At 72.8% G+C, this 26199-nt stretch carries 25 protein-coding genes; 10 read left to right on the top strand and 15 right to left on the bottom strand.

The features are described 5' to 3' along the window. The first annotated feature begins 110 nt into the window (after positions 1-110). Complete coding sequence (locus OG875_RS26380) at positions 111-746, top strand: pyridoxamine 5'-phosphate oxidase family protein (protein WP_330176722.1); 636 nt, start codon at positions 111-113, stop codon at positions 744-746. A gap of 51 nt (positions 747-797) precedes the next feature. Further along, a complete protein-coding gene (locus OG875_RS26375; protein ID WP_330176721.1) occupies positions 798-1511 on the top strand; it encodes a L,D-transpeptidase family protein in 714 nt (237 codons plus the stop codon). A 64-nt stretch (positions 1512-1575) separates the two neighbouring features. On the opposite strand, the gene OG875_RS26370 is transcribed toward OG875_RS26375, so the two are convergent. The 5 genes from OG875_RS26370 to argC form a co-directional block, all read right to left on the bottom strand. Beyond that, a complete protein-coding gene (locus OG875_RS26370; RefSeq protein WP_330177915.1) occupies positions 1576-2136 on the bottom strand; it encodes an arginine repressor in 561 nt (186 codons plus the stop codon). Positions 2137-2230: 94 nt separating this feature from the next. Further along, on the bottom strand, positions 2231-3451 hold the full coding sequence (locus tag OG875_RS26365; protein ID WP_330176720.1) for an acetylornithine transaminase: 1221 nt from the start codon (positions 3449-3451) through the stop codon (positions 2231-2233). Continuing rightward, the gene (argB, locus tag OG875_RS26360) at positions 3448-4419 is read right to left on the bottom strand and encodes an acetylglutamate kinase (protein ID WP_330176719.1); all 972 of its coding nucleotides are present in this window, start codon (positions 4417-4419) and stop codon (positions 3448-3450) included. Before argB ends, OG875_RS26365 begins: the two co-directional genes overlap by 4 nt. Next, positions 4416-5585: a bifunctional glutamate N-acetyltransferase/amino-acid acetyltransferase ArgJ gene (gene argJ / locus OG875_RS26355; protein ID WP_330176718.1), complete on the bottom strand. Its 1170-nt coding sequence runs from the start codon at positions 5583-5585 to the stop codon at positions 4416-4418. The genes argB and argJ overlap by 4 nt, the downstream gene beginning before the upstream one ends. 61 nt (positions 5586-5646) lie before the next feature. Further along, positions 5647-6675 (bottom strand): N-acetyl-gamma-glutamyl-phosphate reductase, encoded by a 1029-nt coding sequence (argC, locus tag OG875_RS26350; RefSeq protein WP_330176717.1) that lies wholly within the window; start codon positions 6673-6675, stop codon positions 5647-5649. A 432-nt stretch (positions 6676-7107) separates the two neighbouring features. Between argC and OG875_RS26345 the strand changes: the two genes are divergently transcribed. The 4 genes from OG875_RS26345 to OG875_RS26330 all read left to right on the top strand — a co-directional run bounded on the left by OG875_RS26345 (position 7108) and on the right by OG875_RS26330 (position 13349). Next, entirely contained in the window at positions 7108-8364 is a 1257-nt protein-coding gene (locus OG875_RS26345) for an MFS transporter (protein ID WP_330176716.1), read from the top strand. Next, complete coding sequence (locus OG875_RS26340; protein WP_330176715.1) at positions 8361-10226, top strand: alpha/beta hydrolase family protein; 1866 nt, start codon at positions 8361-8363, stop codon at positions 10224-10226. The genes OG875_RS26345 and OG875_RS26340 overlap by 4 nt, the downstream gene beginning before the upstream one ends. Positions 10227-10684: 458 nt before the next feature. Beyond that, positions 10685-12586: a RiPP maturation radical SAM C-methyltransferase gene (locus OG875_RS26335; protein ID WP_330176714.1), complete on the top strand. Its 1902-nt coding sequence runs from the start codon at positions 10685-10687 to the stop codon at positions 12584-12586. A 97-nt stretch (positions 12587-12683) separates the two neighbouring features. Next, a complete protein-coding gene (locus OG875_RS26330) occupies positions 12684-13349 on the top strand; it encodes a DUF5825 family protein (protein WP_330176713.1) in 666 nt (221 codons plus the stop codon). Positions 13350-13445: 96 nt separating this feature from the next. On the opposite strand, the gene OG875_RS26325 is transcribed toward OG875_RS26330, so the two are convergent. The 4 genes from OG875_RS26325 to OG875_RS26310 form a co-directional block, all read right to left on the bottom strand. After that, positions 13446-14405 (bottom strand): ABC transporter permease, encoded by a 960-nt coding sequence (locus OG875_RS26325; RefSeq protein ID WP_443079202.1) that lies wholly within the window; start codon positions 14403-14405, stop codon positions 13446-13448. Continuing rightward, positions 14402-15301 (bottom strand): ABC transporter ATP-binding protein, encoded by a 900-nt coding sequence (locus OG875_RS26320; RefSeq protein ID WP_330177913.1) that lies wholly within the window; start codon positions 15299-15301, stop codon positions 14402-14404. The genes OG875_RS26325 and OG875_RS26320 overlap by 4 nt, the downstream gene beginning before the upstream one ends. An 89-nt stretch (positions 15302-15390) precedes the next feature. Beyond that, a complete protein-coding gene (locus OG875_RS26315; RefSeq protein ID WP_330176712.1) occupies positions 15391-15744 on the bottom strand; it encodes a transcriptional regulator in 354 nt (117 codons plus the stop codon). Beyond that, the gene (locus OG875_RS26310) at positions 15741-16274 is read right to left on the bottom strand and encodes a hypothetical protein (protein ID WP_330176711.1); all 534 of its coding nucleotides are present in this window, start codon (positions 16272-16274) and stop codon (positions 15741-15743) included. The genes OG875_RS26315 and OG875_RS26310 overlap by 4 nt, the downstream gene beginning before the upstream one ends. A gap of 252 nt (positions 16275-16526) precedes the next feature. Between OG875_RS26310 and OG875_RS26305 the strand changes: the two genes are divergently transcribed. After that, the gene (locus tag OG875_RS26305) at positions 16527-16880 is read left to right on the top strand and encodes a YciI family protein (protein ID WP_330176710.1); all 354 of its coding nucleotides are present in this window, start codon (positions 16527-16529) and stop codon (positions 16878-16880) included. Further along, the gene (locus tag OG875_RS26300; protein WP_330176709.1) at positions 16880-18211 is read left to right on the top strand and encodes an RNA polymerase sigma factor; all 1332 of its coding nucleotides are present in this window, start codon (positions 16880-16882) and stop codon (positions 18209-18211) included. Before OG875_RS26305 ends, OG875_RS26300 begins: the two co-directional genes overlap by 1 nt. Before the next feature lie 61 nt (positions 18212-18272). Here OG875_RS26300 and OG875_RS26295 read toward each other — a convergent pair whose 3' ends face one another. From OG875_RS26295 to OG875_RS26285, 3 genes are all read right to left on the bottom strand, one after another. After that, the gene (locus OG875_RS26295) at positions 18273-18848 is read right to left on the bottom strand and encodes a histidine phosphatase family protein (RefSeq protein ID WP_330176708.1); all 576 of its coding nucleotides are present in this window, start codon (positions 18846-18848) and stop codon (positions 18273-18275) included. 31 nt (positions 18849-18879) lie between these two features. Beyond that, positions 18880-19335 (bottom strand): GNAT family N-acetyltransferase, encoded by a 456-nt coding sequence (locus OG875_RS26290; RefSeq protein ID WP_330176707.1) that lies wholly within the window; start codon positions 19333-19335, stop codon positions 18880-18882. A gap of 135 nt (positions 19336-19470) precedes the next feature. Beyond that, on the bottom strand, positions 19471-20907 hold the full coding sequence (locus OG875_RS26285) for an aminotransferase-like domain-containing protein (protein WP_330176706.1): 1437 nt from the start codon (positions 20905-20907) through the stop codon (positions 19471-19473). Here OG875_RS26285 and OG875_RS26280 point away from each other — a divergent pair. Then, on the top strand, positions 20906-21802 hold the full coding sequence (locus OG875_RS26280) for a DMT family transporter (RefSeq protein ID WP_330176705.1): 897 nt from the start codon (positions 20906-20908) through the stop codon (positions 21800-21802). The two genes, OG875_RS26285 and OG875_RS26280, sit on opposite strands and share 2 nt — an antisense overlap. A 44-nt stretch (positions 21803-21846) precedes the next feature. Here the strand turns inward: OG875_RS26280 and OG875_RS26275 are convergent, their stop codons facing one another. Continuing rightward, the gene (locus OG875_RS26275; RefSeq protein ID WP_330176704.1) at positions 21847-23142 is read right to left on the bottom strand and encodes a glycoside hydrolase family 10 protein; all 1296 of its coding nucleotides are present in this window, start codon (positions 23140-23142) and stop codon (positions 21847-21849) included. A gap of 159 nt (positions 23143-23301) precedes the next feature. Between OG875_RS26275 and OG875_RS26270 the strand changes: the two genes are divergently transcribed. Then, entirely contained in the window at positions 23302-24162 is an 861-nt protein-coding gene (locus OG875_RS26270; protein ID WP_330176703.1) for a 3-hydroxybutyryl-CoA dehydrogenase, read from the top strand. A 23-nt stretch (positions 24163-24185) separates the two neighbouring features. Here the strand turns inward: OG875_RS26270 and OG875_RS26265 are convergent, their stop codons facing one another. Both OG875_RS26265 and OG875_RS26260 read right to left on the bottom strand, forming a co-directional pair. Next, on the bottom strand, positions 24186-24725 hold the full coding sequence (locus OG875_RS26265) for an NUDIX hydrolase (RefSeq protein ID WP_330176702.1): 540 nt from the start codon (positions 24723-24725) through the stop codon (positions 24186-24188). 51 nt (positions 24726-24776) lie between these two features. Continuing rightward, on the bottom strand, positions 24777-26114 hold the full coding sequence (locus OG875_RS26260; protein WP_330176701.1) for a transcriptional regulator: 1338 nt from the start codon (positions 26112-26114) through the stop codon (positions 24777-24779). Positions 26115-26199 lie beyond the last annotated feature (85 nt).

The raw sequence follows: 26199 nt of genomic DNA, 5'->3' as shown, positions 1-26199 counted from the left end.
TATGCAATCCACCGTATGTTTTGTCAACGTGGGTGCGGGGCCGCCCGCCACCGGGCCCCGGCGCCGGGCGCTCTCGACGCGCGCGAGGGACGGCGCCGACAATGGGTGCCATGGGAAAGCTCTACGAACGGATCGACGGCCGCATTCGTACGTTCATCGAGGAACAGCCCGTCTTCTTCACCGCGACGGCCCCCCGCGCCGACGACGGCCATGTCAACGTCTCGCCGAAGGGCCGCTCCGGCAGCCTCGTCGTGCTGGACGAGTCGACGCTCGCCTATCTCGACTTCGGCGGCAGCGGCGCCGAGACCATCGCCCACCTGCGGGAGAACGGCCGCATCACCCTGATGTGGTGCGCGTTCACCGGACCACCGAAGATCCTGCGGGTGCACGGGCGCGGGGAGCCGGTGTTCCGGGACGATCCGCGCTGGGCCGACCTCGTCGCGCGCTTCGGGGACGCGGACGGGCCGAGCGCGCGGGCGATCATCCTGGTCGGCGCGGTACGGATCAGCGACTCGTGCGGATTCGCCGTGCCCTTCCTGGACTACCGGGAGGAACGCACCCAGCACGCGGAGCACTTCGGCCGCAAGACGGACACCGAGTTCGCGGCGTACTGCGAGAAGAAGGAGTACGTGGGGGTGAGCCTGGACGGGCTGCCCGCGCTGCCGCTCCCGCTGCCCGCCCGCACGGACACGCCGCCCGTGGGCGTGGGCGCCTCCGCCGAGGCGTCCTCGCCCCGTCCGGCGTAACCGGGCCCGGACCGGGAGGCCCACGGCGGCGGTCCGGCATACGGTCCGGGCATGCGCACCCTTCTCTCGCTCGGCTCCGTCCTGCTGGCCCTCGCCGCCACGGTCGTGGCGGGCCCCGCCGCGTCCGCCGACCCCACCGTCCCGCTGCCCGAACGGATGGCCGACACGGGCGGCGGCAGTCAGCTGATCACCGCCGAGGCCCCGGGCACGAGCGCCACCACCGGCCGGGTCGTCTGGTGGGAGCGGCGCGGGGAGCACTGGGTGGAGGCGGGCTCGGCGGACGCGCGGTTCGGCTCCGGCGGGCTGGTCCGGGGCACGGAGCGGGTCCAGGGCACGTCGACCACACCGACGGGGCTGTACGACCTGCCGTACGCCTTCGGTATCCGTCCCGCCCCGGCGGGCACCCGCTTCGGGTACCGCCCGGTGACCGAACAGTCCTGGTGGTGCCAGGACAACGACTCGCGCGCCTACAACCGCTGGGTCGAGGGGCTGCCGGCCGACTGCCGCGCGGCGGAGGCCGAGCAGCTGATCGGGTACGACGTCCAGTACGCCCACGCGCTGGTGATCGGCTTCAACTACGACCGGCCGGTGCGCGGCCGGGGAGCCGGGATCTTCCTGCACGTCGACGGCAAGGGCGCGACGGCGGGCTGTGTCTCGGTCCCGGCCGAGGCGATGGTCCGCATCCTGAAGTGGGCCGACCCCGGCCGCGCACCGCACATCGCGATCGGCACGACGTCCGGGCCCACCGCGATCACCCGCTACTGAGCCGGGCCCGCGAAGGAACGCGGCCGGGCGTCGCGCGCGGGGCGGACACGCCCGGGTGGTGTCCTCAGCCGTCCTTCTGGGCCAGCCGCAGCAGATGGTCCGCGAGCGCCTGGCCGCCCACCGGGTCGCGGCTGATCAGCAGCAGCGTGTCGTCACCGGCGATGGTGCCGAGGATGGGCCGGAGTTCGGCCTGGTCGATGGCCGAGGCGAGGAACTGGGCGGCGCCCGGCGGGGTACGGAGCACCACGAGGTTGGCGGACGCCTCCGCCGAGATCAGCAGCTCGCCGGAGAGCCGCCGCATCCGCTCCTCCTTGGCCGACTCGCCGAGCGGGGCGTGCGGGGTGCGGTAGCCGCCCTCGCTGGGGACCGCGTAGATCAGCTCACCGCCGGTGTTGCGGATCTTCACGGCGCCCAGCTCGTCGAGGTCGCGCGAGAGCGTCGCCTGGGTGACGTTCAGACCGTCGTCGGCGAGGAGCTTGGCGAGTTGGCTCTGGCTGCGGACCGGCTGCCGGTTGAGGATGTCCACGATCCGGCGGTGCCGTGCGGTCCGGGTCTGGGGGACGGACGGGCCGGCGTACTCGGCCGCGCCGTTCGTCCCGCCCGGCTCGACGCCGGCCGGCTCCATGCCGCCGATCCCGCTCGATCCGATCCCGCTCGACTCGATCCCGTTCGTGTCGACCCCGTTCTGCTCGGGCGCCTGCGCCTCGGTCATCGTCGCCTCATTCCCCGGTTTGTCCGTCCCGGCCGGTCGCACGGGTGCTGTCCAGGATGCCGGGAAGAGCCTGGAGGAACGTTTCTACCTCACCGTCTCCGATGATCAGCGGCGGCACGAGCCGTACGACATCGGGTGCGGGCGCGTTCACCAGGAGACCGGCGTCCTGAGCCGCCTGCTGCACCTGGGGCGCGAGCGGCTCGGTGAGCACGATACCCAGCAGCAGGCCCGCGCCGCGGACGTGCGAGACGAGCGGGTGGCCCAACGCCTCGATTCCGTCCCGCAGTTTCTCCCCCAGCCGCTTCACGGTGTCGAGCGCGCCGTCGGCGCCGAGGGTGTCCAGGACGGCGAGTCCGGCGGCGCAGGCGACGGGGTTGCCGCCGAAGGTCGAGCCGTGGTGACCGGGCTTGAGCAGGTCGGCCGCCGGGCCGAACGCGAGCGTCGCGCCGAGCGGCAGACCGCCGCCGAGCCCCTTGGCGAGCGTGATCACATCGGGTTCGACGCTCTGGTGGGCCTGGTGCTCGAACCAGTGTCCGGTCCGCCCGACGCCCGTCTGGACCTCGTCCAGCACCAGCAGCGTGCCGGTGGCGCGGGTGATCTCCCTGGCCGCTTCGAGATAGCCGCGGGGCGGGACGACCACGCCGTTCTCGCCCTGGATCGGCTCGACGATCACCAGGGCGGTCTCCTCGGTGACGGCGGCCCTGAGCGCGTCGGCGTCCCCGTACGGCACATGCGTGACCTCGCCGGGCAGCGGCTGGAAGGGCTCCCGCTTGGGCGGCTGTCCGGTCAGCGCGAGCGCGCCCATCGTGCGGCCGTGGAAGCCGCCGTCGGTGGCGACCATGTGGCGGCGGCCGGTGAGCCGGCCGATCTTGAACGCGGCCTCGTTCGCCTCGGCCCCGGAGTTGCAGAAGAAGACCCGGCCGGGGCGGCCGGTGAGGGAGAGGAGCCGTTCGGCCAGGGCGACGGGCTCCTGGGCGATGTACAGGTTCGACACATGGCCGAGGGAGGCGATCTGGCGGGAGACCGCCTCGACCACGGCGGGGTGGGCGTGGCCGAGGGCGTTCACGGCGAGGCCGGCGACGAAGTCGGTGTACGCGGTGCCGTCGGCGTCCCAGACGGTGGCTCCGGAGCCGCGTACGAGGGAGAGCTTCGGCGTGCCGTAGGTGTCGGCCATCACCTGCTGCCAGCGCCGTCCGAGCTCCTGGTTGCTGTCGGTGTCGTCGGTCATGCCGCTCCCCCTTCGGTGATCGTCCCTGTCGTGGCCGGCGTCGTGGCGCCGGTCGTGGTCCCGCTCCTGGTCCCGCGTTCCCGGCCGTCGGGGACGACCATGGTGCCGATGCCCTCGTCGGTGAAGATCTCCAGCAGGATCGAGTGCGGTACGCGGCCGTCGAGCACCCGGGCGGTGTTGACCCCGTTGCGTACGGCGTGCAGACAGCCCCGCATCTTCGGCACCATGCCGCTGGACAGCTCGGGCAGCAGCTTCTCCAGCTCGGTGGCCGTGAGCCGGCTGATCACGTCGTCGTTGTTCGGCCAGTCCTCGTACAGGCCCTCGACATCGGTGAGGACCATCAGCGTCTCGGCCCCGAGCGCGGCGGCGAGCGCGGCGGCGGCGGTGTCGGCGTTGACGTTGTAGACATGGCCGTCGTCGGCGCTGCGGGCGATCGAGGAGATCACCGGGATACGGCCGTCGGCGAGCAGGGCCTCGATGGCGCCGGTGTCGATCGCGGTGATCTCGCCGACCCGGCCGATGTCGACCAGTTCGCCGTCGACACGCGGCCGGTGCCGGGTCGCGGACATGGTGTGGGCGTCCTCGCCGGTCATGCCGACGGCGAGCGGGCCGTGCTGGTTGAGCAGCCCGACCAGCTCGCGCTGCACCTGGCCGGCCAGGACCATCCGTACGACGTCCATCGCCTCGGGGGTGGTGACCCGCAGCCCGGCCTTGAACTCGCTGACCAGTCCGTGCCGGTCGAGCTGGGCGCTGATCTGGGGGCCGCCGCCGTGCACGACGACGGGTCTGAGTCCGGCCTGCCGCAGGAAGACGACGTCCTGGGCGAAGGCGGCCTTCAGCTCCTCGTCCACCATGGCGTTGCCGCCGAACTTGACGACGACGATCTTCCCGTTGTGGCGGGTCAGCCAGGGCAGCGCCTCGATGAGGATCTGTGCCTTGGGCAGCGCGGTGTGCTTGCGCGCCGTCATGAGCTGTACGCGCTGTTCTCGTGGACGTAGTCGGCGGTGAGGTCGTTGGTCCAGATGACGGCGGACTCGCCGCCCGCCGCGAGGTCGGCGGTGATCCGGACCTCCCGGAAGCGCATGTCGACCAGGTCGCGGTCCTCGCCGACGGAGCCGTCGCGGCAGACCCAGACGTCGTTGATGGCGACGTTGAGCCGGTCGGGATCGAAGGCGGCGGAGGTGGTGCCGATGGCGGAGAGGACCCGGCCCCAGTTGGGGTCCTCGCCGTGCAGGGCGCACTTGAGGAGGTTGTTGCGGGCGATGGAACGGCCGACCTCGACGGCGTCGTCCTCGGTCGCCGCGTTGGTCACCTCGATCCGGATGTCCTTGCTCGCGCCCTCGGCGTCGCCGATGAGCTGACGGCCGAGGTCGTCGCAGACCGTGCGGACGGCCTCGGCGAACTCCTCCTGGCCGGGGGTGATGCCGGAGGCGCCGGAGGCGAGCAGCAGGACGGTGTCGTTGGTGGACATGCAGCCGTCGGAGTCGACCCGGTCGAAGGTGGTGCGGGTGGCGGCGCGCAGGGCGGAGTCGAGTCCGGGGGCTTCGACGTCGGCGTCGGTGGTGAGGACGACGAGCATGGTGGCGAGGCCGGGGGCGAGCATGCCCGCGCCCTTGGCCATGCCGCCGACGGTCCAGCCGTCGCCGCCCGCGACGGCGGTCTTGTGGACGCTGTCGGTGGTCTTGATGGCGATGGCGGCCTTCTCACCGCCGTACCCGGAGAGTTCGGCCGCCGCCTTCTCGATGCCCGGCAGCAGCTTGTCCATGGGAAGGGTGATGCCGATGAGCCCGGTGGAGGCGACGGCGATCTCGCCGGGGCTGTGGCTCTCGGGGGCGGCCAGGTTCAGCACCTCGGCGGCCTTCTCGGCGGTGGCGTGGGTGTCCTGGAAGCCCTGGGGGCCCGTACAGGCGTTGGCACCACCGGAGTTGAGGACGACGGCGGAGATCCGGCCGCCCTTGACGACCTGCTCCGACCAGAGGACGGGGGCGGCCTTGACGCGGTTGGAGGTGAAGACGCCGGCGGCGGCGCGGCGCGGCCCGGTGTTGACCACGAGGGCCAGGTCCGGGTTGCCGCTGTCCTTGATCCCGGCGGCGATGCCCGCCGCCGTGAATCCGCCTGCTGCGGTGACGCTCACTGCATCTCCTTGGTCGGGTGGGTGGTGGTGCCGTGTGCCGCCGGGCGGTGCCGGGGCCGGTTCACGGTGCGACGCCGGTGGCGGGGAGTCCGGTCTCCTCGGGCAGTCCGAGGGCGATGTTCATGCTCTGGATCGCACCGCCGGCCGTGCCCTTGGTGAGGTTGTCGATGGCGCTGATCGCGATGACACGGCGCACGTTCGGGTCGAGGACGACCTGGACGTGGGCGGCGTTGGAGCCGTAGACGGACGCGGTGGCCGGCCACTGGCCCTCGGGCAGCAGCCGCACGAACGGCTCGTCGGCGTACGCCTTCTCGTACGCGTCCCGGACGTCCTGCGCGGTGACGTCGGGCCTCGCCTTGGCGGAGCAGGTGGCGAGGATGCCGCGCGGCATGGGCGCGAGGGTGGGGGTGAAGGAGACACCGACGCGTTCCCCGGCCGCCGCGCTGAGGTTCTGGATCATCTCGGGGGTGTGGCGGTGTCCGCCGCCGACGCCGTACGGGGTCATCGAGCCCATGACCTCGGAGCCGAGCAGATGCGGTTTGGCGGCCTTGCCCGCGCCCGAGGTGCCGGAGGCGGCGGTGACGACGGCCTCGGGCTCGACCAGGCCCGCCCCGTACGCGGGGAAGAGGGCGAGCGAGACGGCAGTCGGGTAGCAGCCGGGCACCGCGACCCGCCTGGTCCCCTCCAACGCGGCGCGGGCGCCGGGCAGTTCGGGCAGGCCGTAGGGCCAGGTCCCGGCGTGCGGGGAGCCGTAGTACGTCTCCCAGTCGGCCGGATCCGTCAGCCGGAAGTCCGCGCCCATGTCGATGACGAGCACCTCGTCGCCGAGGCGTTCGGCGACGGCGGCGGACTGCCCGTGCGGCAGTGCGAGGAAGACCACGTCGTGCCCGGCGAGCGCCTCCGGAACGGTCGGCTCCAGGACCCGGTCCGCCAGCGGCCCGAGATGGGGCTGGAGGGAACCGAGCCGTTGGCCGGCGTTAGAGTTGCCGGTCAGGGCGCCGATCTCGACGCCGGGGTGTCCCAGGAGCAGGCGGAGCACTTCTCCGCCGGCGTATCCACTGGCTCCCGCGACCGCTGCACGTACTGCCATCGAAACCCTCCTCATCGACGGCATGACTATACGTAGCTCCGCAGCTTTATGCAATGGTCGAGGAGGGCGGCGGTGCTCGACCCTGCCCCCGCGTCGGTCGCGCCCCGGCGGCGGCGCGCTCGCGTCCACCCTTCGGGGAAACCGGAGAATCTGCCCGCGCCCGGCCGTCGCAAAACGTCGCGCCGCCCGCCGTCCGATTTCTCCGCCCGTATGCGCGGGCCATTCCGGGGATCTCCGGTACACGCGCGTAGATCAATTCATCACCACCCCGGTACATCACGCTTCTTGATCAAGAATTCCAGTGGAACTGGGGTGTTGTGATGGGTGTCTCCGTTCGATACGATCACGACCCTCAACGGCCGTAAGTCCGCTTGTTCCGGGGGGCATTGTGGGTACGTTCGTGTCGGCGATTCCCGCCGAGCGGGATTCCTGATGGGCGAGGCCGAGGAAAAGTTAAGACCCCCCGGCGCCGAATTAGAAAAAGAAGCCCCTTCTTCTCCGTTTCGAAGACGGGATTTCTTTCTCTTCTGGACCGCGGGCGCCGTCGACGGTCTCGGGACCTGCGCGTCGTCCCTCTTTCTTCCGCTGATCCTGCTGGGTGCCGGATACCCGGCCGGGCTCACCGGGCTCGTCGCGTCGGTGGCCCTGGTCAGCGGGCTGGTGGTCTCGCCGGTCGCGGGCGTGTTCGCCGACCGCCGGCCGCGCAAGCCGATGATGTACGGGGCCGCCCTGGTCGCGGCGGGCGCCATGGGATCGGTGTTCGTGGCCGTCGCCCTGGGCCATGTCGTCCTCGTCCACGTACTCGTCGCGGCCGTGATCGAGCAGGCGGCCGGCGCCACCTACGGGGCGGCGGCGTCCGGGACGATCCGGCGGCTGGTGCCGCCCGGTGAGTACACCCGGGCGATCGGCTACCTCCAGGCGCGCGACCAGGCGGTGCAGATCGTCGGGCCGACCCTGGGCGGCGCGCTGTACCAGCTGGCACGGTGGGTGCCGCTGCTCGCGGACGCGGTGTCGTTCCTGCTGGTGGCGGTGGCGAGCAGGGCGATCCGTACGGACCTGACGCCCGAACGGGAGGGTCCGGCCCCCTCGTTCACCCGTGACTTCGCCGAAGGGCTGCGCTTCGTGCGCGCCGAACCGTTCCTGCGCTTCGTGGTGGTGTGGACCGCCGGGATCAACGCGCTGCTGGGCGCCCTGTACTTCCACGCGGTGCTCGCCTCGCACGCCCAGGACGCCAGCCCCTCCTCGATCGGGCTCATCCTCACGCTGGCGGGTGTCGGCGGACTGCTGGGCGCCCTCGCGGCGCCGTGGCTCGTGGCACGGATACCGGCCCCTTGGATCGTGACGGGCGCCTCGTGGGCCATGGTGCCGACGGCGGCCGGGCTCGCCTTCGCGTCACAGACCTGGCTCTACGGGCTGCTGTTGAGCGCCGTGTCACTGACGGCGCCGTCCGTGGCGGTCGTGCTCCAGACCCGGGCGGTGCTGGTCACCCCCGACCGGCTGCTGGCCCGGATGGGGACGGTGCTGGGCACCGCGGGCCAGGGCGTCGCGGCGCTCGCGCCGCTGGCGGCGGGTGTGCTGGTGACGGCGTACGGGGGCCGCGCGATGGCGCTGGGCTGCGCGGGCGCGCTGGCCGGACTGGCGCTGTACGCGACCGCCAGGGCCGGGCTCGTGGCACGGGAGGCGACATGACACCGGCCCCGCCGAAGACGGCGACGCGCACCTACGGCGTCTACCGGCCGGTGCTGCCGGTGACCAGCCCCCGGAACCCGGACCGCATGGTGTACACGGGCGATGCCGAGGGCCGGTGCGAGATCTTCTCCTGGGACCGCTCCAGGGGCGCCGGACGGCAGTTGACGGACCGTCCGCACGGCACGCTGCTGTGCGCGATCGACGACGACGAGGCCGTGTGGTGGTTCGACGAGGACCGCGGCGGCAGCGGCGGCTGGCGCGTCCAGGACTTCGAGGGCGGCCCGGACCGCCCGGCGCTGACCGGAGTACCGCCGGGGCGGCCCGCCGGGCTGGCGCTGGCGGCCGGGGGCACGGTGGCGGTCGGCATCCGCGGCGCCGAGGGGCTGGGTGTCCATCTGGGGCGGCGCGGCGGCCCCGGCACCGCCGTCCTGCGTACGACCGAGTCCGGCACGCTCTGCGACCTGGCGCCGGACGGCGGGCTCCTGGCGGTCTCCGGCCCCGCGCACTCCGAGCGCGCGGTGACGCTGCTGACCCCGGACGGGACGACGGTGGCGGTGCTCTCCGGCACCGGGGAACGCACCTGGGCACTCGGCTTCGCGCCCGCGCCCACGCCGTTACCCGCGCCGTCGGCGTTACCCGGTGCGACGCCGCCGTCCGGGCAAGTACCAGCGCCCGCCCGCACCCTGCTGCTGGTCATGCGCGAGCGGGCCGGCCGCTACCACCTCGGCACCTGGGCCCCCGGGCGCGGACTGGAACTCCTGCCCTGGTGCTCGTTCGACACCGAGACCACCGCCCGCTGGTACCCCGGCCCGGACGGCGCCCGGGTCCTGCTCCGGCAGGACCGGCACGGCCGCAGCCGGCTGTTCACCGCCGACCTGGACCGCCGGGAGCTGACCCCGGTGCCCACCCCGGAGGGCAGCATCCTGGACGCGGCCCCGGCCGCCGACGGGGACGTGCACTTCATCTGGACCGACGCGGTGAACGTGCCGCGCGCGCTGTCCCTGTCGGGCAAGTCCCTGCCGGGGCAGAGCGACTGGCGCCTCCCCCGGTTCGGCCACCGCCAGGACCTGTGGACGCCCGGCCCCGACGGTCCGGTGCACACCTTCGTCACCACACCCGCCGACCGTCCCGCGCCCCACCCGCTGGTCCTGCTCGTCCACGGCGGCCCGGCCGACCACGACCGCGACGCCTACGACCCCATGGTGCAGGCCCTCGTGGGCTCGGGCCACGCCGTGGCCCGGGTCAACTACCGGGGCTCGACCGGCTACGGGCCCCGCTGGCGCTCCGCCTACCCGGAGGGCGTCGGCCACACCCAGGTGGCCGACCTGGTGCGGGCGCGGGCCGACCTGCTGGAGCGGGGCATCGGGCGCGAGGGCGCCGTGGGCCTGTGCGGCACCTCGTGGGGCGGCTACCTGACGCTGCTGGCCATGGGGACCCGTCCGGAGCTGTGGAACGTCGGAGTGGCCGTCAAGCCGCTCGCCGACTGCGTCACGGCCTTCCGGCACTCCACACCCGCCCTCCAGGCGCTGGACACGGCGCTGTTCGGCGGCACTCCGGACGAGGTGCCCGAGGCGTACGCGCACTCCTCCCCGTCCTCGTACGCGGGGGCCATCCGCTCCCCGCTGCTGGTGGTCGCCGCGCGGCGGGACGCCAAGTGCCCGCCGGAGCAGATCGAGGCGTACCTGGCGGTGCTGCGCGCGGGCGGAGTCGACCACGAGCTGATGTGGCTGGAGTCGGGCCACGACGGCTACGACGGTGCCGAGCACCTGGCCGTGATCCGGCGGTCCCTCAGATTTCTCGGCCGCGGGCTGCCCACCGCGCCTGCTCCGGCCGAGCCGTCACCGCACTCGGGGAGGAGGTGAACATCATGCAGAAGGACATCATCCACGGCGACCCGCTCGACGGCGACGAGGAGAGCCGCAAGCCGGGCGTCGGCGTCGTCGTCTACCTCCGCTCCGCGGAGGAGATGGAGGACGAGGACTAGGCCGTGTCCGACAAATAGTGTCGTCCGCCCGCAGGGCGGGGCGTGAGGTGTCCGGTGCGTGCGATCGCAAGGCGGAGGATCGGCCTCGTACTGGGCGTACTTGGCCGACTCCGACAACACCGCGGGCGTGCGTGCCGGGCATCGCGCGCCAGGCAACATTTGTCAGACACGGCCCAGTACCGGGGGGCCGGCCCCGCACCCGGCGGGACCGGCCCCGACCCCGACCGGACCGGCCACCGGCCGGACGGCAGAACCGCGACCGACCGACGGACGGCAGAACGGAAAGCCGACTCCGTCCTGACTCCGTGCACTGATTCACATGAGAAGAGGCCAGCCATGCGCGTACTCCTGGTGAACATGCCCTGGGCCCCGATCGATCTCCCGTCGCTGGCTCTCGGAATTCTCAAGCGCAGTGTCGACGAGCGCGTTCCGAACGGAACGGCGGACGTTCTCCACGCCAATATCGAATACGTGGACTGGATCACCAAGAACACCGAATTCACGCTGGAGGACTACTCCTACTACGCGCTCGGTTCCTATTTCATGGGCTGTGGCGACTGGGTGTTCTCGTCCGCCCTTTACGACGACCCCCAGTGGCGGGTTCCCGAGTTCACAGAAGCGATGAGCAACCGGGTGCGCGGTGCTCGTATGGAGATGACGCAGGCGCTGCACGTGACCGCGCCCGATTTCGTCCGGCACATCGCCGAGCGCATCGTCGAGATCAACCCCGACGTGGTCGGTTTCACCTCGACGTTCCAGCAGAACACCGCGGCCCTGGCGGCGGCAAAGTACGTCAAGCGCCTCGCCCCGCACATCGCGACGGCCATGGGCGGCGCCAACTGCGACGGCAAGCAGGGCGAGAGCGTCCACCGCAACTTCCCCTTCGTCGACTACGTCCTGCGCGGCGAGGGCGAGGTGTCGTTCCCCGCGCTGCTGACGGCGCTGGACGAGGGCGAACCCGTGTCGGAGGTACCCGGGCTGTGCTGGCGCGGCGAGGACGGCGCCTCCGTCGTCAACGCCATGAGCACCAAGCCGCTGCCGCCCGCCGCGATCCTGCCGCCGGACTACTCGGGGTACTTCGAGCGGCTCGCCTCCTCCCACGCGCGGCACTGGGTCGAGCCCAAGCTGGTGGTGGAGGGCGCCCGGGGCTGCTGGTGGGGCGAGAAGCACCACTGCACCTTCTGCGGGCTGAACGGCTCGTTCATGGAGTTCCGCAGCAAGAGCCCGGACGTGTTCTACGACGAGATCATCGAACTGGCCCGCAAGCACCGGGTGCTGGACATGTACGTCGTCGACAACATCCTGGACATGGGGTACGTGAAGACGCTGCTGCCGCGCATCATCGACAGCGAGTTCGACCTGCGTATGCACATCGAGATCAAGTCCAACATGCGGCGGGGTCAGCTCCAGACCCTCGCCGACGCGGGTCTGATCTTCGTCCAGCCGGGCATCGAGAGCCTCAACAGCCGGGTGCTGAACCTGATGGACAAGGGGGTGTCCGGCGGCCAGAACGTGCGCATGCTCCGCGACGCCGCCACCGTCGGCCTCTCGGTGGCCTGGAACTATCTGCACGGCTTCCCCGGCGAGTCCGTCGAGGACTACGACGACGTGGTGGACCAGCTGGCCGCGCTGGAGCATCTCAACCCGCCCGTCGGCCCGTCCTCCCGGATCGCGATCGAGCGGTTCAGCCCGTACTTCAACAACCCGGGGCTCGGCTTCTCCGAGCTGAGCGCCGCCGAACCGTACCGGCTCACCTACGACCTCCCCGACGCCGAGATGTTCGACCTGGCGTACGTCTTCGACGTGCCGCCGCGCGGGATCGGCGAGGACGTCGTCGACCGCCTCAACGTGGGCATCTCGCACTGGAAGCGGAACTACCCCGGCAGCCGGCTCACCCACTGCGACCTGGAGGACCGCATCGTCCTGGTCAGCAACCGCCGGTCCTTCGACTGGACGCACATGGAGCTGACCGACCCGTTCGAACTGGCCCTGTTCCGCCTGCTCGACCAGCCGCACACGGTGAAGGCCGCCGCCCGCAAACTCCAGGGGGACCACCAGGTGGGCGAGGACGCCCTGCGAGAACTGCTGGCGCGGTGGCGGGCGCTCGGGCTGGTCTTCGAGGACAGCGGGCAGTTCGTGCACATCGCGCCGCCGTCGGTCAACGAGGAGTTCCTGCGGATCGACTTCATGCGGCACACCTCCGCACGCGACGCCGAACTCGCCGCCGTGTCCGCCTGAGCAGCGTCCGACGACCGCGCGAGGGCCGCGCGACGACAGCGCGAGACCGCGCGCGGGCCGACCGGGACCGCGACGACCGCTCGACAGAGAGACGACGATGACTCCAGCACTCACCCTCACCGGACCCGTACCGTTCACCGTCACCGCCTCACGGGACTACGACCCCGAGGTGGGCACACTGCCCGGCATGTCCCTGGGCCACCACGAGATAGACGGCGACGGGGGCGAAGCCGCCCGGCGCCTCTTCGCCGCCGGGGCCCGGCACGTGACGCTCCCCCGCCCGGTCGACGTGACGGACACCGCCGACGCGGCCTGGTCGGTCCGGGCACTGAGCTTCGTGGGCGACCTGTCCAGCCTGGCCGTCTCGGTCGACTGGCAGATCAACACCGGCCCGGACCCCGAAGCCTGGCGCCACTACAGCCATCTCCACCCGCCGACGGCCGTCCTCGGCGCCGCCGACCCGGAGGCGACGGCGCTGGAGTGGCGCAACGCGTACTACATCTGCAAGTGCGTCTTCCGCTACGGCCCCGGCTTCATGCAGGTGCGCGACCGGCGCTACGGCGAGCTGCGCCGCTTCACCATCGACGAACCGGAGTACCACGAGGCCATCCGGACCCTCACGGACGGCGCCCGCGCCGACGCGATCCCCCGGCCGATCCTGGACGACCTCATGGAGGAGACCCTCGTCCTGCGTCTGGGCGACCACCTGTGGTGGGCCCCGTACCGGGTCCGCCGCTGGTCCGAGGCACCGCTGGTGATCTGACACCTCCGCCCGGCCGGCCGGCCCCGCTCCCGCGCGGAGGGGGCCGGTGGGCGGGGCGGGCTGACGGGCGGCGGCGGGTGGCGGGTGGCGCGTGGGCTACGCGGGCATCGCCCCGCTCCGTACCGCCCCGCGGTGGCGCGCGCTCAGCCGGGAGCCGGACTCGCGGCGGGCGGCGCGGCGCAGAAGGGGGATCGCGAGGAGGAATCCGAGGACGGCCCAGGCGGCCAGGACCAGGGCGACCTTGGGCAGTTCCCAGGAGCCGGCCATCTCGGCGGCCTTGGCCGTGTCCGGCAGGAGCGCCGAACGCAGGCCCTGCGCCATCCACTTGAGGGGGAAGACGGCGGCGACCTGCTGGACGGCCGCGGGCATGGTGCCGACCGGGAACAGCGCTCCGGAGATGGCCAGCAGCCCCATCGTGGGCAGCATGATCAACGCCAGTGCCTCGCGCGGGTTGGGCAGCACGGCGCCGATGGCCGCGCCCAGGGGGACGACGGCGAGCAGTCCGAGCGCGGTGACCCACAGCAGCGTCAGCCAGCCGCCCGGCCCGCGCGGCAGCGGACCGTCCACCAGCAGCCCCGTCGCGGCGAGGAGCAGGGCCAGGTTGGCGACCGCCATGACGACGAGCAGCAGGCTCTTGGCGACGAGGTAGGCCGGGATACCGCCCGGTGTGGCGCGCAGCCGCAGCAGGACGCCCTCCTCGCGCTCGGTCACCAGCATCTGGGGGAGGTTGATCAGCCCGATCTGGAACAGCAGATACGCGGCGAAGCCCGCCAGGACCAGATGCGCCATCGGGGTCTGGGTGCCGGGCACGTCGTCGTTGAGGTAGGCGGCGATCAGCAGCGCGACCACGACGTTGATCAGATGGCCGGACATCTCCCGGGGGTTGCGCAGGAGGTGCCGTATCTCGATGCCGCCGCGCGAAAGACCGGCCCGCCAGTACCGGCGGGTGGGGCGGACGGGTTTCGCCCCCGTGCCGGGTGCGTCGTCCCGGCCCGTGGCACTGGCCCCGTATGCCGAAGCACGCGTCTCGTCCGTCTCGTGCGCCTCGTTCGTCACGCGCGTTCCCCTCGTACGGTCTCGGCTCGTACGGTCTCGGCTCGTACGGCCCGGACCGCTCCGCCCGTGCCGTCGTCGCCGTCGTTCTCGCGGTGGACCATGTGCAGATAGGTGTCCTCCAGCGTCGGGCGGCGGACCTCCAGGCCGGGTATCGGGCCGTTCGCCTGCCGGTGGAGTTCCCAGACCAGCCGTGAGGGGTCCCCGGTGCGTTCGCGGCGGGGCGTCCCGTCGTCCGCCGTCCAGCGGACCTCGGCCTGCGCGGCGGCTCCCCGGGCCAGTTCCGCCGGGGTGCCGCAGGCCCTGATCCGGCCGCCGACCAGCATCGCGATCCGGTCGGCGAGACGTTCCGCCTCCGCCAGGTCGTGGGTGGTGAGCAGGACGGTGACGCCTTCGTCGCGGGCCAGCTGTTCGACCAGGGCGTGGAACTCGTGCCGCGCCTGCGGGTCGAAGCCGGTGGTGGGCTCGTCCAGGAAGAGGAGTTCGGGGCGGCCGACGATGCCGAGGGCGACATCCATCCGCCGCCGCTGTCCGCCGGACAGCCGGTCCACCCGCTGGTCCGCCCGGTCGGCGAGACCGACCAGGTCCAGCAGCTCGGCCGGGTCCCGCGGATCGGGGTAGTACGCCGCGAAGTGCGCCAGCAGTTCGGCGATCCGCCAGCGGCCGTGGTCGCGCCAGGACTGGAGGACCAGTCCGATCCGCCCGCGCCAGGCGTCGTCGCCCCGCTCCGGGTCCACACCGAGGACGGTGACCTCCCCGGCGGTACGCGACCGGAAGCCTTCCAGGATCTCGACGGTGGTGGTCTTCCCGGCGCCGTTGGGACCGAGCAGCGCGAAGACCTCGCCGCGGTGGATGTCCAATTCGACACCGCGCAGGACGTCCACGCCGCCGTAGGCCATGGTCAGGTCCCGCACCCGGACGACGGGATGTGTGGCCGTACCGGACGGAGAGCGCGGCGCGGGCGGCCCGGCCGCGTGCGCGGGCCCCGTCACCGTCCGGCCTCCGCGTGGTCGGGCCGCGGTCGTGCCGGACCGGCCGCCGCCGCGGGCCCCGCGCCGTCGACGATCGCGCGCAGCGCGGCCACGTGCCCGTCGAAAGCGGTACGGCCGGGGTCCGTCAGCCGTATCTTGGTACGCCGTCTGCGGCCACCGCCCTCCTTCCGGATCTCCAGGTATCCGGCCTCTTCCAGGGTGTGGAGCTGTTTGGAGAGTGCGGAGTCGCTGAGCGAGAGGCTGTCGCGGATGAACGCGAAGTCCGCCCACTCGGCGGCGGCGAGCAGCGCGACCACCGAGAGGCGGGTGGCGGGATGGATCAGCTCGTCGAAGCCTGCGGGGGTGCTCATCGGCCCGCCTCTTCGCCACGAGCCCCTTCGACGGAGGGTCCTTCGCCGGCCGCCCGGCCGTGGCCGCGCAGCGAGCGCGCCGCCCAGCGGCCGGCGGGCCCGGCGAACAGCAGGAACACGGTCGCCGCGGCGGTGGCCCCGATCAGGGCGGCGAGCAGCGGCTCCAGCGACCCGGTCAGGTACTTGGCGAGCAGAACCGTGCCACCGGTCAGCACTCCCCCGGCGGCGAACGTGGCGAACGACCGCCAGCCGTACCGGGAGTGGTGGAGGCGCACCCGGCTCCCGCGATTGCAGACCACGGCCAGCGTGAGCAGCAGCCCGACATACCCGGCGAGGAACAGCCCGACGCCCCACCGGGGCAGGTCGAGGCCGAGACCGGCCAGGAAGACCCACATGATCGCGGCCGTGGCGTAGGCCGCGCCGGGGCCGCCGGACCCGTGCCGTTCGACCTCGTCGTAGACCCGTTCCTGCGGTACCCGGATGCGCTGGAGGTCCTTCCACGCCTGCTCGGCGTCCACTGGTGTATTCACTGCCGTCGCCTCCCCGTGACGATCAAGAACAGCCCTGCTTTACTTTCCCGCTGGGAAAGCTACCCTTGACTTTCCCAGTAGGCAAGCCGGGAAACCCGGTGCACCGCCCGGCGACGGCCCCGGAGCCGGGAAGGGCGAAAAATCATCGGGCCGGATCTCCTCGGCGTGTCGATCCGGGCCGGTGCCGTTCGTATGGACGGTGAGAGGCCGGCGGAGCGCCGGCCCGGAAGCGGCACCGAGGAGGAACCCGAGATGAAGCAGTATCTGCTCAGCGTCATCCAGCCCGGCGGCGAGCCGCCCGCACCGGAGGTCCTGGCGGAGATCGGCCGTGACCTCGAAGCCTTCCACGAGGAGCTGAAGGCCGCCGGTGCCTGGGTCTTCGCCGGTGGGCTGCACGCGCCCGAGACGGCCACGGTCGTCCGGGCCGGGGAGAGCGGCGTACTGATGACCGACGGGCCCTACACGGAGAGCAAGGAGTTCCTGGGCGGGCTGTGCATCGTCCGCGCGCCCGACCTGGACGCGGCGCTCGCGTGGGGAGCCAAGGCCGCGCGGGCGACGACCCTCCCGATCGAGGTCCGGCCGTTCTACGGCGAGGCGGACAGCTGATGCCCGGCTCCCCGGACCCGGCGGCCGGGGAGTCCGGCGATCCCCCGGGCGGGTTTCCGGACCCGCCGCCGGACCGGGGCCCGCAGGACGCCGTCTCCCGGGCCGGGATCGGGCGCGTCTTCCGTACGGAGTACGGCCGGGCCGTGTCCGTCCTGGTACGGGCCTTCGGCGACATCGGGCTCGCCGAGGAGGCCGTCCAGGAGGCGTTCACCACGGCGGTCGAACGCTGGCCCGTCACCGGACTTCCGCCCAGCCCGGCCGGCTGGATCATCACCACCGCGCGCAACCGTGCCGTGGACCGGCTCCGCAGGGAAGCCTCACGCCCGGACCGCCAGGCGCAGGCCGCGCTGCTGCGCACCGCCGACGGAACAGGACCGGCCGGGGAGGGCCCCGTGCGCGACGACCGGCTCCGGCTGATCTTCACCTGCTGCCACCCGGCCCTCGCCCCCGCCTCGCGGGTCGCCCTCACCCTGCGGCTGCTGGGCGGGCTCACGACCGCCGGGATCGCCCGTGCCTTCCTGGTGCCCGAACCGACCATGGCGCAGCGGCTCGTACGCGCCAAGGCCAAGATCCGGGACGCCGGGATTCCCTACCGGGTGCCGCGCGAGGCGGAGTTGCCGGACCGGCTCGGGGCGGTGCTGGCCGTGGTGTATCTGATCTTCAACGAGGGGTACGTGGCCGGCTCGGGCGACCGGCTCGTACGCGACGACCTCTGTAGGGAGGCCGTCCGTCTCGGCCGGCTGCTGGTCGGCCTGATGCCCGACGAGCCCGAGGCCCGGGGGCTGCTCGCGTTGATGCTGCTCGTCGAGTCGCGCCGGGCCGCCCGTACCTCCGCCGACGGCGGGCTCGTGCTCCTCGCCGACCAGGACCGGGGCCGCTGGGACCGGGCGCTGGTCGCCGAGGGGCAGGCGCTGGTACGGGAGTGTCTGCGGCTCGGCAGACCGGGCCCGTACCAGCTCCAGGCGGCGGTCAACGCCGTACACAGCGACGCGCCGACGGCCGCCGCCACGGACTGGCGGCAGATCCTCCGGCTGTACGACCATCTGCTCGCCCTCGCTCCCGGCCCGGTCGTCGCCCTCAACCGGGCGGTCGCCGTGGCGGAGGTGGCGGGTCCCGGGACGGCCCTGCCGCTCGTCGACGCGCTCGCGGCGGATCTCGACGGCTACCACGCGTTCCACGCGGTCCGCGCCGATCTGCTCCGGCGGCTCGGACGGCCGGCCGAAGCGGCGGCGGCGTACCGGGCCGCCGCCGAACGGACGGAGAACGCCGCCGAGCGCGACTTCCTACAACGGAACGGGGCGGAACCGGGCGCACCGGGGGCGGCCGGCTGACCGGTGCCGCCGGGTACCCGGGTCGGCGGCCGGCTGACCCCGTGCGGCCGGGTCCCCGGGGTCAGAGCCGGGCGTCGAGGCGCAGGCTCCAGCGGCCCCGGCCGCCCATGAGGGTGACCGTGGACAGCGGGCGCACGTCGACGTTCCAGAAGGTCGGCGCGGGGGCGTGCAGGGCGTAGACGAGGGCCGCCCGGATGACGGCGGGCTCGGCGACGGCCACGATGGCGCCGATGTCGTCGGCGGGGCGGGTGTCCAGCCAGCCCCCTATCCGGGAGATGAACGCCAGCAGTGGCTCGCCGCCGTGCGGGGCGGAGCGCGGATCGGCGAGCCAGGCGTCGACGGCGGCGGGTTCCCGGGCGGCGACGTCCGCGAAGGTGCAGCCGCGCCAGCGGCCCATGTCGCAGTCCCGGAGGGCGGGCTGGACAAGGGGCGCGTAGCCCAGGGCCTCCCCGGTGGCGCGGCTGCGCGGGGTGGGTGAGCAGTAGCGCAGTTCGGCGGCGGCCAGCGGCACGAGCGCGTGCGCGACGAGCCGCACCTCGTGCCAGCCGGCCTGGTCGAGGGGACGGTCGTCGTCGAAACGTTCGGCGAGGGTGGCTGAGCTGCGCGCGGCGGCGACCAGCGTGACCCGAACACTCATGCCGGGATCGTGCGGCCGAAAGCCGTACGGGTCAAGAGGGGAGTTGCGGGTCCATGCTCATCCACCGGGCGGGGTCCGCGAGGGACTGGAAGCCCACCTTCTCGTAGACGCCGTGCGCGTCCTCGGTGGCGAGCATCAGGCGGCGCAGACCGAGGGGGGCGAGATGGTCACGGACGGCGGTGACCAGCCGGGTGCCGAGCCCCTCGCCCCGGGCGGCGGGGTCGACGTACACGTCGCAGAGCCAGGCGAAGGTGGCGTGGTCGGTGACGACGCGCGCGTAGGCGACCTGTTCGCCGGAGGCGCTGTCGTAGGCGCCGAAGTTGAGGGATCCGGCGATGGCCCGGTCCTGGGTGTCGCGGCTGCGGCCGAGCGCCCAGTAGGCGTCCGTGGACAGCCAGCGGTGGATGCGCCCGGCGTCGAGACGGGCGGGGTCGGTCGAGATGTCGTACGCGGTGCCGTACGCGGCGGGGGTGGTCGTCTCGGTCATGGCGGAAGGTTGCCAGGTGGCGGGTCCGTTGTCAGTGGCGGGTGCCACCCTCGGGGCATGGGATCGGAACGGACGGAACAGACCGGGCGGCCGGGTCGGGCGGGGCCGGCGGGGTGGTCCGGGCGGGCGGCGCGGTCAGGACAGCACTTCGTCGCAGGCGGTACGGAGCCGTCGTACGCCGTCGGCGATCTCCCGTACTCCCGCGACGGCGGCGTAGCCCAGCCGCAGATGGCCGGCGGGGGGTTCGGCGCAGAAGTAGGGGCGGCCGGGGGTGACGGCGACGCCCGCCCGCAGCGCGGCGGAGGCCAGGGCCTGTTCGTCGGTGCCGTCGGGCAGGCGCGGCCAGAGGTGATAGCCGCCCGACGGGACGTGAGGCAGCGCCAGTTCGGGCAGCTCCTGGAGCAGAGCGGTCGTCAGGGCTTCCCGACGGGTCCTCAACTCCCTTGCGATGAAACGAAGATGACGGTTCCACGCGGGTGAGCCGACCAGTTCGAGGGCGGCTTCCTGGAGCGGGCGGGGGACGAAGAAGCAGTCCACGACATGGATGGCGCGGAGCCTTTCGAGGACCGGGCCCCGGGCGGCCAGCACCCCCACCCGGAGGCTGGGTGAGGTCGCCTTGGTGAGGGAGCAGACATGGACGACGACTCCGTCGTGGTCGTCGGCCGCGAGGGGGGCGGGCAGCGGGCCCGCGTCCTCGTGGGCGAGTCGGCGTACGAAGTCGTCCTCCACGACGAAGGCGCCGGCGTCGCGCGCGATGCGCAGCACCTCGGGGCGGCGGGCCGGGGAGAGGACGGCGCCGGTGGGGTTCTGGAAGAGCGGCTGGCAGACGAAGAGGCGGGAGCCGGTGGCGCGGAAGGCGGCGGCGAGGAGTTCGGGGCGGACGCCGTCGCGGTCGACGGGGACGGGGACGGGCCGCAGTCCGGCGGCCCGCGCGATGGCGAGCATGCCGGGATAGGTGGGTGATTCGACGAGGACGGGGGCGCCCGGCGGGGCGAGCGCGCGCAGTGCGGTGGTCAGGGCGCTCTGGCCGCCCGCGGTGACGAGTACGTCGGCGGCCGTCCAGGTGTCGCCGAGGTCGCGGGCGAACCAGGCGCGCAGTTCGGGCAGCCCGTCGATGGGCGGGCGGCTCCAGGCGCCGGGGCGCCGGCCGGCGCGGGCCAGGGCAGCGGCCATGGCCTGTTCGGGCTGGAGGGAGGCGTGGAGATAGCCGCCGCTGAACTCGATCACGCCGGGCGGCGGGACGGCGAGGGTGGCGAGGACGGCGGAGGAGTCGACGGCGCGCGGGACGGGTTCGGTGGCGGCGTCGGCGCTGAGGGCGACCTCCTGCCAGGAGGTGTCCCCCGCCCTGGCGGCGCCCGGCCGGGCCGGGGCGCGGAAGGAGCCGGCGCCGGGGCGGGTGACGACGAGTCCTTCGGCGGAGAGCTGGGCCAGCGCGCGGGAGACGGTCACCGGGGAGACGCGGTGGCGTTCGACCAGTTCTCTGCTGGACGGCAGCTTTCCACCAGGTGAGTAGCGGTTCAGCTCCACTCGCAGGGAGTTCGCCAACTCGGCCACGCTGCTACGCTCTTGCATGACAGCACAGAATAGCGCTACTCGTCCGGCATCGGTAGCGGTGACCGGTGGCACACTCCTCGCGGCGGCGGGCGTTCTCGCCTTCTCGCTCACCTTTCCGGCGACGGTGTGGGGGCTGGAGAGCTTCGGCCCCTGGTCGCTCGTCGCGCTACGCGGCGTGCTCGCCGCGCTGATCGCGGGCGGTTTCCTGCTGGCGGTACGGGTGCCGGTCCCGGCGCGGCGGCATTGGGGTCCGCTCGCGGTGGTGGCCGCCGGGGTGGTCCTCGGCTTCCCGATGCTGACGACGCTGGCCCTCACGACGTCGACCACCGCGCATGCCGCCGTCGTGGTGGGGCTGCTGCCGCTGACGACCGCCGTGTTCGCGGCGCTGCGTACGGGCGGGCGCCCGTCGCGTACCTTCTGGTGCGCGGCGGTCGCGGGCGCGGCCGTGGTGATCGCGTTCACCCTTCAGCAGAGCGGCGGGGCCCTGTCGACCGGCGATGTGTATCTGTTCGCCGCGCTCCTGGTGTGCGCGGCGGGCTACACGGAGGGCGGCAGGCTGGCGCGGCTGATGCCGGGCTGGCAGGTGATCGGCTGGGCGCTGGTGGGCTGTCTGCCGCTGAGTCTGCTGGTCGCCGGTGTGGCGCTGACGGTCGAGCCGGTACGGCTGACGGCCCAGGGCGTGACCGGGCTGGTGTGGGTGGCGGTGGGGTCGACGTTCTTCGGTCTCTACGTCTGGTACCGGGGCATGGCGGCGATCGGCGTCGAGAAGGCCAGCCAGCTCCAGCTCGCCCAGCCGCTGCTGACGCTGGTCTGGTCGGTGCTGCTGCTCGGGGAGGACCTGGCGACGGCCGCGCCGCCGGCGGCCGTCGCCGTACTGCTGTGCATCGCGGTCACCCAACGGGCCCGTGCCTAGGGGCTGTCGGGTGACCGACGACGAGGAGCCGGCCCTACGGGGCGTCAGCCCCGGCGCGGCGGGCGTACCCGTGAGCCGTAGTGGTCGGCCACCGCGCGGGCGAAGGCGCCGTTCTTGTCGTTGACGCACTCCAGCGCGGAGAAGTAGCAGTGCCCCCCGACCTCCGGGTACCGCTTGGCCAGCGTCAGATGGCGGGAGACCTCCGCCACGTCCTGCCACGGCGCGGGCTGGGCCGGGTCGCCCGCCTTGTAGAGGGCCTCGCCGATGTAGAGGTCGACGCCCGTCCCCCGCACCACCTCGCTCCACCAGGGCACGAGCTTCGCGTAGTCGGCGGCGGCGAAGCCGATGTTCCAGTAGACCTGCGGGGTGATGTAGTCGATCCAGCCCTCCTTGACCCACTTGCGGGTGTCGGCGTACAGGTCGTCGTACGTCTGCACCCCGGCCTGGGTGTCGGAGCCGGTCGCGTCGGTGGCCTTGTTGCGCCACACCCCGAACGGGCTGATGCCGAAGGCGACATGCTTCTTGATCTGCTTGATCTTCGCCGCGGTCTCGCGCACCAACCGGTCGGTGTTGTCACGCCGCCAGGACGCCTTGTCGGGGAAGCCCGCGCCGTACTGGGCGTACTGCGCGTCGTCGTCGAAGACCTGACCCGCGACCGGGTACGGGTAGAAGTAGTCGTCCCAGTGCACCGCGTCGATGTCGTAGCGGCGCACGGCGTCGAGCATCGCGTCCTGGACGAACGCCCTGACCTCCGGAATGCCCGGGTTGTAGTAGAGCTTCCCGCCGTACGGCAGCACCCACTCCGGGTGCTTGCGGGCCGGGTGACTCGGGATGAGCCGGGAGGGGTCGGTGTGGTTGGCGACGCGGTACGGGTTGAACCAGGCGTGCAGTTCCAGGCCGCGTTTGTGCGCCTCCGTGACCGCCGTCCCCAGCGGGTCCCAGCCCGGGTCCTTGCCCTGGACGCCGGTCAGACACTCGGCCCACGGCTCCAGCGGCGACGGCCACAGCGCGTCGGCGGTCGGCCGCACCTGGAAGACGACCGTGTTCAGCTTCCGCCGGACGGCGGTGTCCAGGAACTTCAGCAGTTCGGCGCGCTGTTCGGCCGCCGGGAGTCCGGGCCTGGACGGCCAGTCGCGGTTCACGACCGTGGCGAGCCACATGCCGCGCATCTCGCGGCGTGCCCCGTGCCGGCCCCCGGAACCGACGGCGGCCCCCGCGCCCGCCGGCACTCCGGTCGTCCCGTTCCGCACTCCCGCCGCGACGGCGTCCCCCGCCGTCGCCAGTGAGGTGAGGGCGCCCGCCGTGACCGCCACGAACCCTCTTCTACCGATCTCACGCATGTACGAATCCCTTCGCTGGCCGGTTCGGACTGATGGTGCCCGCACAGCATGCCCGCCCCGGCCCGCCGTGCACACACCCGCGCGGAGTAACGTCGGGGCCGTGGCGGGCCCCGGAATCACACGGGGCCCCGCAGGACCGGGACCAGCGAAAGGCACGATGTGACCGACATCGAACGCGTCGGAGTGGTGGGCTGCGGCCAGATGGGCGCGGGCATCGCGGAGGTGTGCGCCCGCAGCGGCCTCCAGGTGAGGGTCGCCGAGACCACCGGCGAGGCCCTGGAGATCGGGCGCACCCGCCTGTACAACTCCCTCTCGAAGGCCGCCGAACGCGGCAAGATCACCGCGGAGACGCGCGACGCGACGCTCGGCAGGCTCAGCTTCACCACCGACCTCGGGGAGTTCGCCGACCGCGATCTGGTGATCGAGGCGGTCGTCGAGAACGAGCAGGTCAAGACGGAGATCTTCCAGATCCTCGACCAGGTCGTGACGCGCGCCGACGCGATCCTGTCGTCCAACACCTCCTCGATCCCGCTGGTCAAGCTGGCCGTCGCGACGTCCCGCCCGGACCGGGTCATCGGCATCCACTTCTTCAACCCGGCACCGGTCCAGCGGCTGGTCGAGCTGATCCCGGCCCTGACGACCTCGGACGACACGGTCACGCGCGCCGAGGCCCTCGTCCGGGACGTGCTGGGCAAGCACGCGATCCGCGCCCAGGACCGGTCCGGTTTCGTGGTGAACGCCCTGCTCATTCCCTATCTGCTGTCCGCGGTCCGGATGTTCGAGTCCGGGGTCGCCGGCCGTGAGGACATCGACAACGGCATGGAGATGGGCTGCGCCCACCCGATGGGCCCGCTGAAGCTCGCGGACCTGATCGGCCTGGACACCGTGGCCTCGGTCGCCGACTCGATGTACGCCGAGTACAAGGAACCCCTGTACGCCGCTCCGCCGCTGCTCCAGCGCATGGTGGACGCGGGGCGCCTCGGCCGTAAGTCGGGCTCGGGCTTCTACCCGTACGGCTGAGACGGACCGGCGCCCGGCGTCCGCTACCCGCCGCCGCCCAGCCGCAGGTGATGCAGCATCAGCAGACCGGCCGCCATGTTGGCGGCCGGTACCTCGCCGCGCGCGATCAGGTCGGGGACCAGTTTGAGCGGGACCCACTCACGGCGTGAGGACTCGAAGTCGTCCTGGGGGTGACCGGTCCAGGTGGCCGCGTCCGACCAGTAGAGATGGTGCCGGGCGTCGGTCAGCCCGTTGCACGGCTCGACGGTCAGCAGATGCCGCAGGGCGCCGGGGCGCCACCCGGTCTCCTCCTCCATCTCCCGCGCCGCCGCGGTCTCGACGGACTCGCCGTCCTCGACAACACCCGCGGCGAGTTCCCAGCCCCAGCTGTCGGTGATGAAGCGGTGCCGCCAGAGCATCAGCACCTCGTTGGCCTCGTTGACCGCCGTCGCGACGGCCACCGGACGCAACCGGATGACGAAGTGGTCCAGATGGCGGCCGTCGGGAAGCTCGACGTCCGCCAGGTTCACCCGGAACCAGCGATTCTGATACACGGTCTGTTCGTCCAAGTTCGCCCACTGCACGGTTCTGCCACCTTCCGCTTGGGAGTTGGCAATATGGCAGTAAGCGCGTTCTCACAGGGGAACGCGCAGGGCCCGTGCGATGTATCCGGCCGCTTCCGCCGCGTCCGCGCAGCCGCTCTCCATCAGGCCCACCCGCACGACGCCCATCCGGTCCCTGAGCCGCAATGACTCGATTCCCCGGGCCCGCTCGGCCATCTGCCGCGCGGTGCCGGCCGCGCGTTCCGGTTCGCCCTGCCGCAGCTCGATCTGGCTGAGCATCGCCAGCCGGTGCACCCGCCCCCTGTCGTGCGCCGGGGCGCCCACCGCTTCGGCGGCGTGCGCCCGCGCGGCGGTCAGCTCACCGAGGCTCAGCAGCGCCTCCGCCACCTGCACACTGACCAGCCCCGGCTCGACGTAACCGGTCTCCTCCGGCTCCTGGCCCGGTCTGATCCGGCCCGCCTCGGCCTCCGCCCGCCCGATGCACGCCCGCGCCCCGCTCCCGTCACCGAGCAGCGCGTACGCCTTGGCCTGCATCGCGTACAGATCGGCGGCCAGCGCCGGGGTGATCGACCGCCCCGCCGTGCGCAGCGCGGCCTCGGCGAAGGCCACCGCCTGCCGGTGCTCCCCCATGAACAGCGACTGGTTGACGAGCAGCCCGATCGCGTACGCGCCGAGCCCCGCGTCGCCGCTGGCCTTCGCCAGCCGCAGCGCCTGGTGGAAGTAGCGCTGGGCGAGCCCCTGGGCGTCGGAGTCGTACGCGCAGATCCCCGCCACCGCCACCAACGCGCCGGTCGCGCGGTGCAGTTGGCGGCCGGTCGCGTCGCTGTAGCCACCGCGCAGCAGGGGCGCGGTCTCGGCGTTGAGGAAGCCCACGATCCGGGGGTGGGTGGCCAGACCGCCCGCCCTGCGGTACATGAGTTCGTAGTGTGCCCTGGCCGTCCGCAGCAGTTCGAGGTCGGCCGGGCCGACCCGGCTCGGGCCGCTGCGGGAGACGTCCGTGTCGTCGGGCGGGTTCTCCCACTCCCAGACCGGCATCACGGCGTGCGTACCGGTCACGGCGGGGGCCGCCCGCACATGGCCGCGCCGCTGCTGGTCGGAGCGCCACAGGGCGGTGGCGCGCTCCACGAAGTGCGAGAGCGTGGCGTCCCGGACCGGTGCGCCGGGGGCCGCGCCGAGGCCGATGTCGTCCAGCGTGAGGGTGCGGCCGAGCCGTTCGCCCAGCACCTGGCAGATCAGCTCGGACGCCTGGCCCCGGGGCCGCTGGCCCCTCAACCACCGCAGTACGGAGGTGTGTTCGTACCGCAGGTCGAGGCCGTGTGCCTGCCCGGCGCGGTTGACCCGGGCGGCGAACCCGGCGTGGGACATGCCCGCCTCGTCGATCAGCGAATCCAGCAGGGTGTTGGGCTGCATTGGCCCCTCCGAGGCTCGGCAGCCACAGCGTAGTGGAGAGACATCGCGCACGGGGTGTGAACGTAATGCCCGGATCCGGACGGTG

The organism is Streptomyces sp. NBC_01498, assembly GCF_036327775.1.
Lineage (GTDB): Bacteria > Actinomycetota > Actinomycetes > Streptomycetales > Streptomycetaceae > Streptomyces.
Note: the sequence above shows the minus strand (reverse complement) of the source record. Positions and strands in the feature narration are given on the sequence as shown.

Excerpts from the sequence above, each read along its gene's own strand:
- OG875_RS26380 (WP_330176722.1), top strand. The coding sequence starts at position 111 with ATGGGAAAGCTCTACGAACGGATCGACGGCCGCATTCGTACGTTCATC.
- OG875_RS26375 (WP_330176721.1), top strand. The coding sequence starts at position 798 with ATGCGCACCCTTCTCTCGCTCGGCTCCGTCCTGCTGGCCCTCGCCGCC.
- OG875_RS26370 (WP_330177915.1), bottom strand. The coding sequence starts at position 2,136 with ATGGAGCCGGCCGGCGTCGAGCCGGGCGGGACGAACGGCGCGGCCGAG.
- OG875_RS26365 (WP_330176720.1), bottom strand. The coding sequence starts at position 3,451 with ATGACCGACGACACCGACAGCAACCAGGAGCTCGGACGGCGCTGGCAG.
- argB (WP_330176719.1), bottom strand. The coding sequence starts at position 4,419 with ATGACGGCGCGCAAGCACACCGCGCTGCCCAAGGCACAGATCCTCATC.
- argC (WP_330176717.1), bottom strand. The coding sequence starts at position 6,675 with ATGGCAGTACGTGCAGCGGTCGCGGGAGCCAGTGGATACGCCGGCGGA.
- OG875_RS26345 (WP_330176716.1), top strand. The coding sequence starts at position 7,108 with ATGGGCGAGGCCGAGGAAAAGTTAAGACCCCCCGGCGCCGAATTAGAA.
- OG875_RS26340 (WP_330176715.1), top strand. The coding sequence starts at position 8,361 with ATGACACCGGCCCCGCCGAAGACGGCGACGCGCACCTACGGCGTCTAC.
- OG875_RS26335 (WP_330176714.1), top strand. The coding sequence starts at position 10,685 with ATGCGCGTACTCCTGGTGAACATGCCCTGGGCCCCGATCGATCTCCCG.
- OG875_RS26330 (WP_330176713.1), top strand. The coding sequence starts at position 12,684 with ATGACTCCAGCACTCACCCTCACCGGACCCGTACCGTTCACCGTCACC.
- OG875_RS26320 (WP_330177913.1), bottom strand. The coding sequence starts at position 15,301 with ATGGCCTACGGCGGCGTGGACGTCCTGCGCGGTGTCGAATTGGACATC.
- OG875_RS26315 (WP_330176712.1), bottom strand. The coding sequence starts at position 15,744 with ATGAGCACCCCCGCAGGCTTCGACGAGCTGATCCATCCCGCCACCCGC.
- OG875_RS26305 (WP_330176710.1), top strand. The coding sequence starts at position 16,527 with ATGAAGCAGTATCTGCTCAGCGTCATCCAGCCCGGCGGCGAGCCGCCC.
- OG875_RS26300 (WP_330176709.1), top strand. The coding sequence starts at position 16,880 with ATGCCCGGCTCCCCGGACCCGGCGGCCGGGGAGTCCGGCGATCCCCCG.
- OG875_RS26295 (WP_330176708.1), bottom strand. The coding sequence starts at position 18,848 with ATGAGTGTTCGGGTCACGCTGGTCGCCGCCGCGCGCAGCTCAGCCACC.
- OG875_RS26290 (WP_330176707.1), bottom strand. The coding sequence starts at position 19,335 with ATGACCGAGACGACCACCCCCGCCGCGTACGGCACCGCGTACGACATC.
- OG875_RS26280 (WP_330176705.1), top strand. The coding sequence starts at position 20,906 with ATGACAGCACAGAATAGCGCTACTCGTCCGGCATCGGTAGCGGTGACC.
- OG875_RS26285 (WP_330176706.1), bottom strand. The coding sequence starts at position 20,907 with ATGCAAGAGCGTAGCAGCGTGGCCGAGTTGGCGAACTCCCTGCGAGTG.
- OG875_RS26275 (WP_330176704.1), bottom strand. The coding sequence starts at position 23,142 with ATGCGTGAGATCGGTAGAAGAGGGTTCGTGGCGGTCACGGCGGGCGCC.
- OG875_RS26260 (WP_330176701.1), bottom strand. The coding sequence starts at position 26,114 with ATGCAGCCCAACACCCTGCTGGATTCGCTGATCGACGAGGCGGGCATG.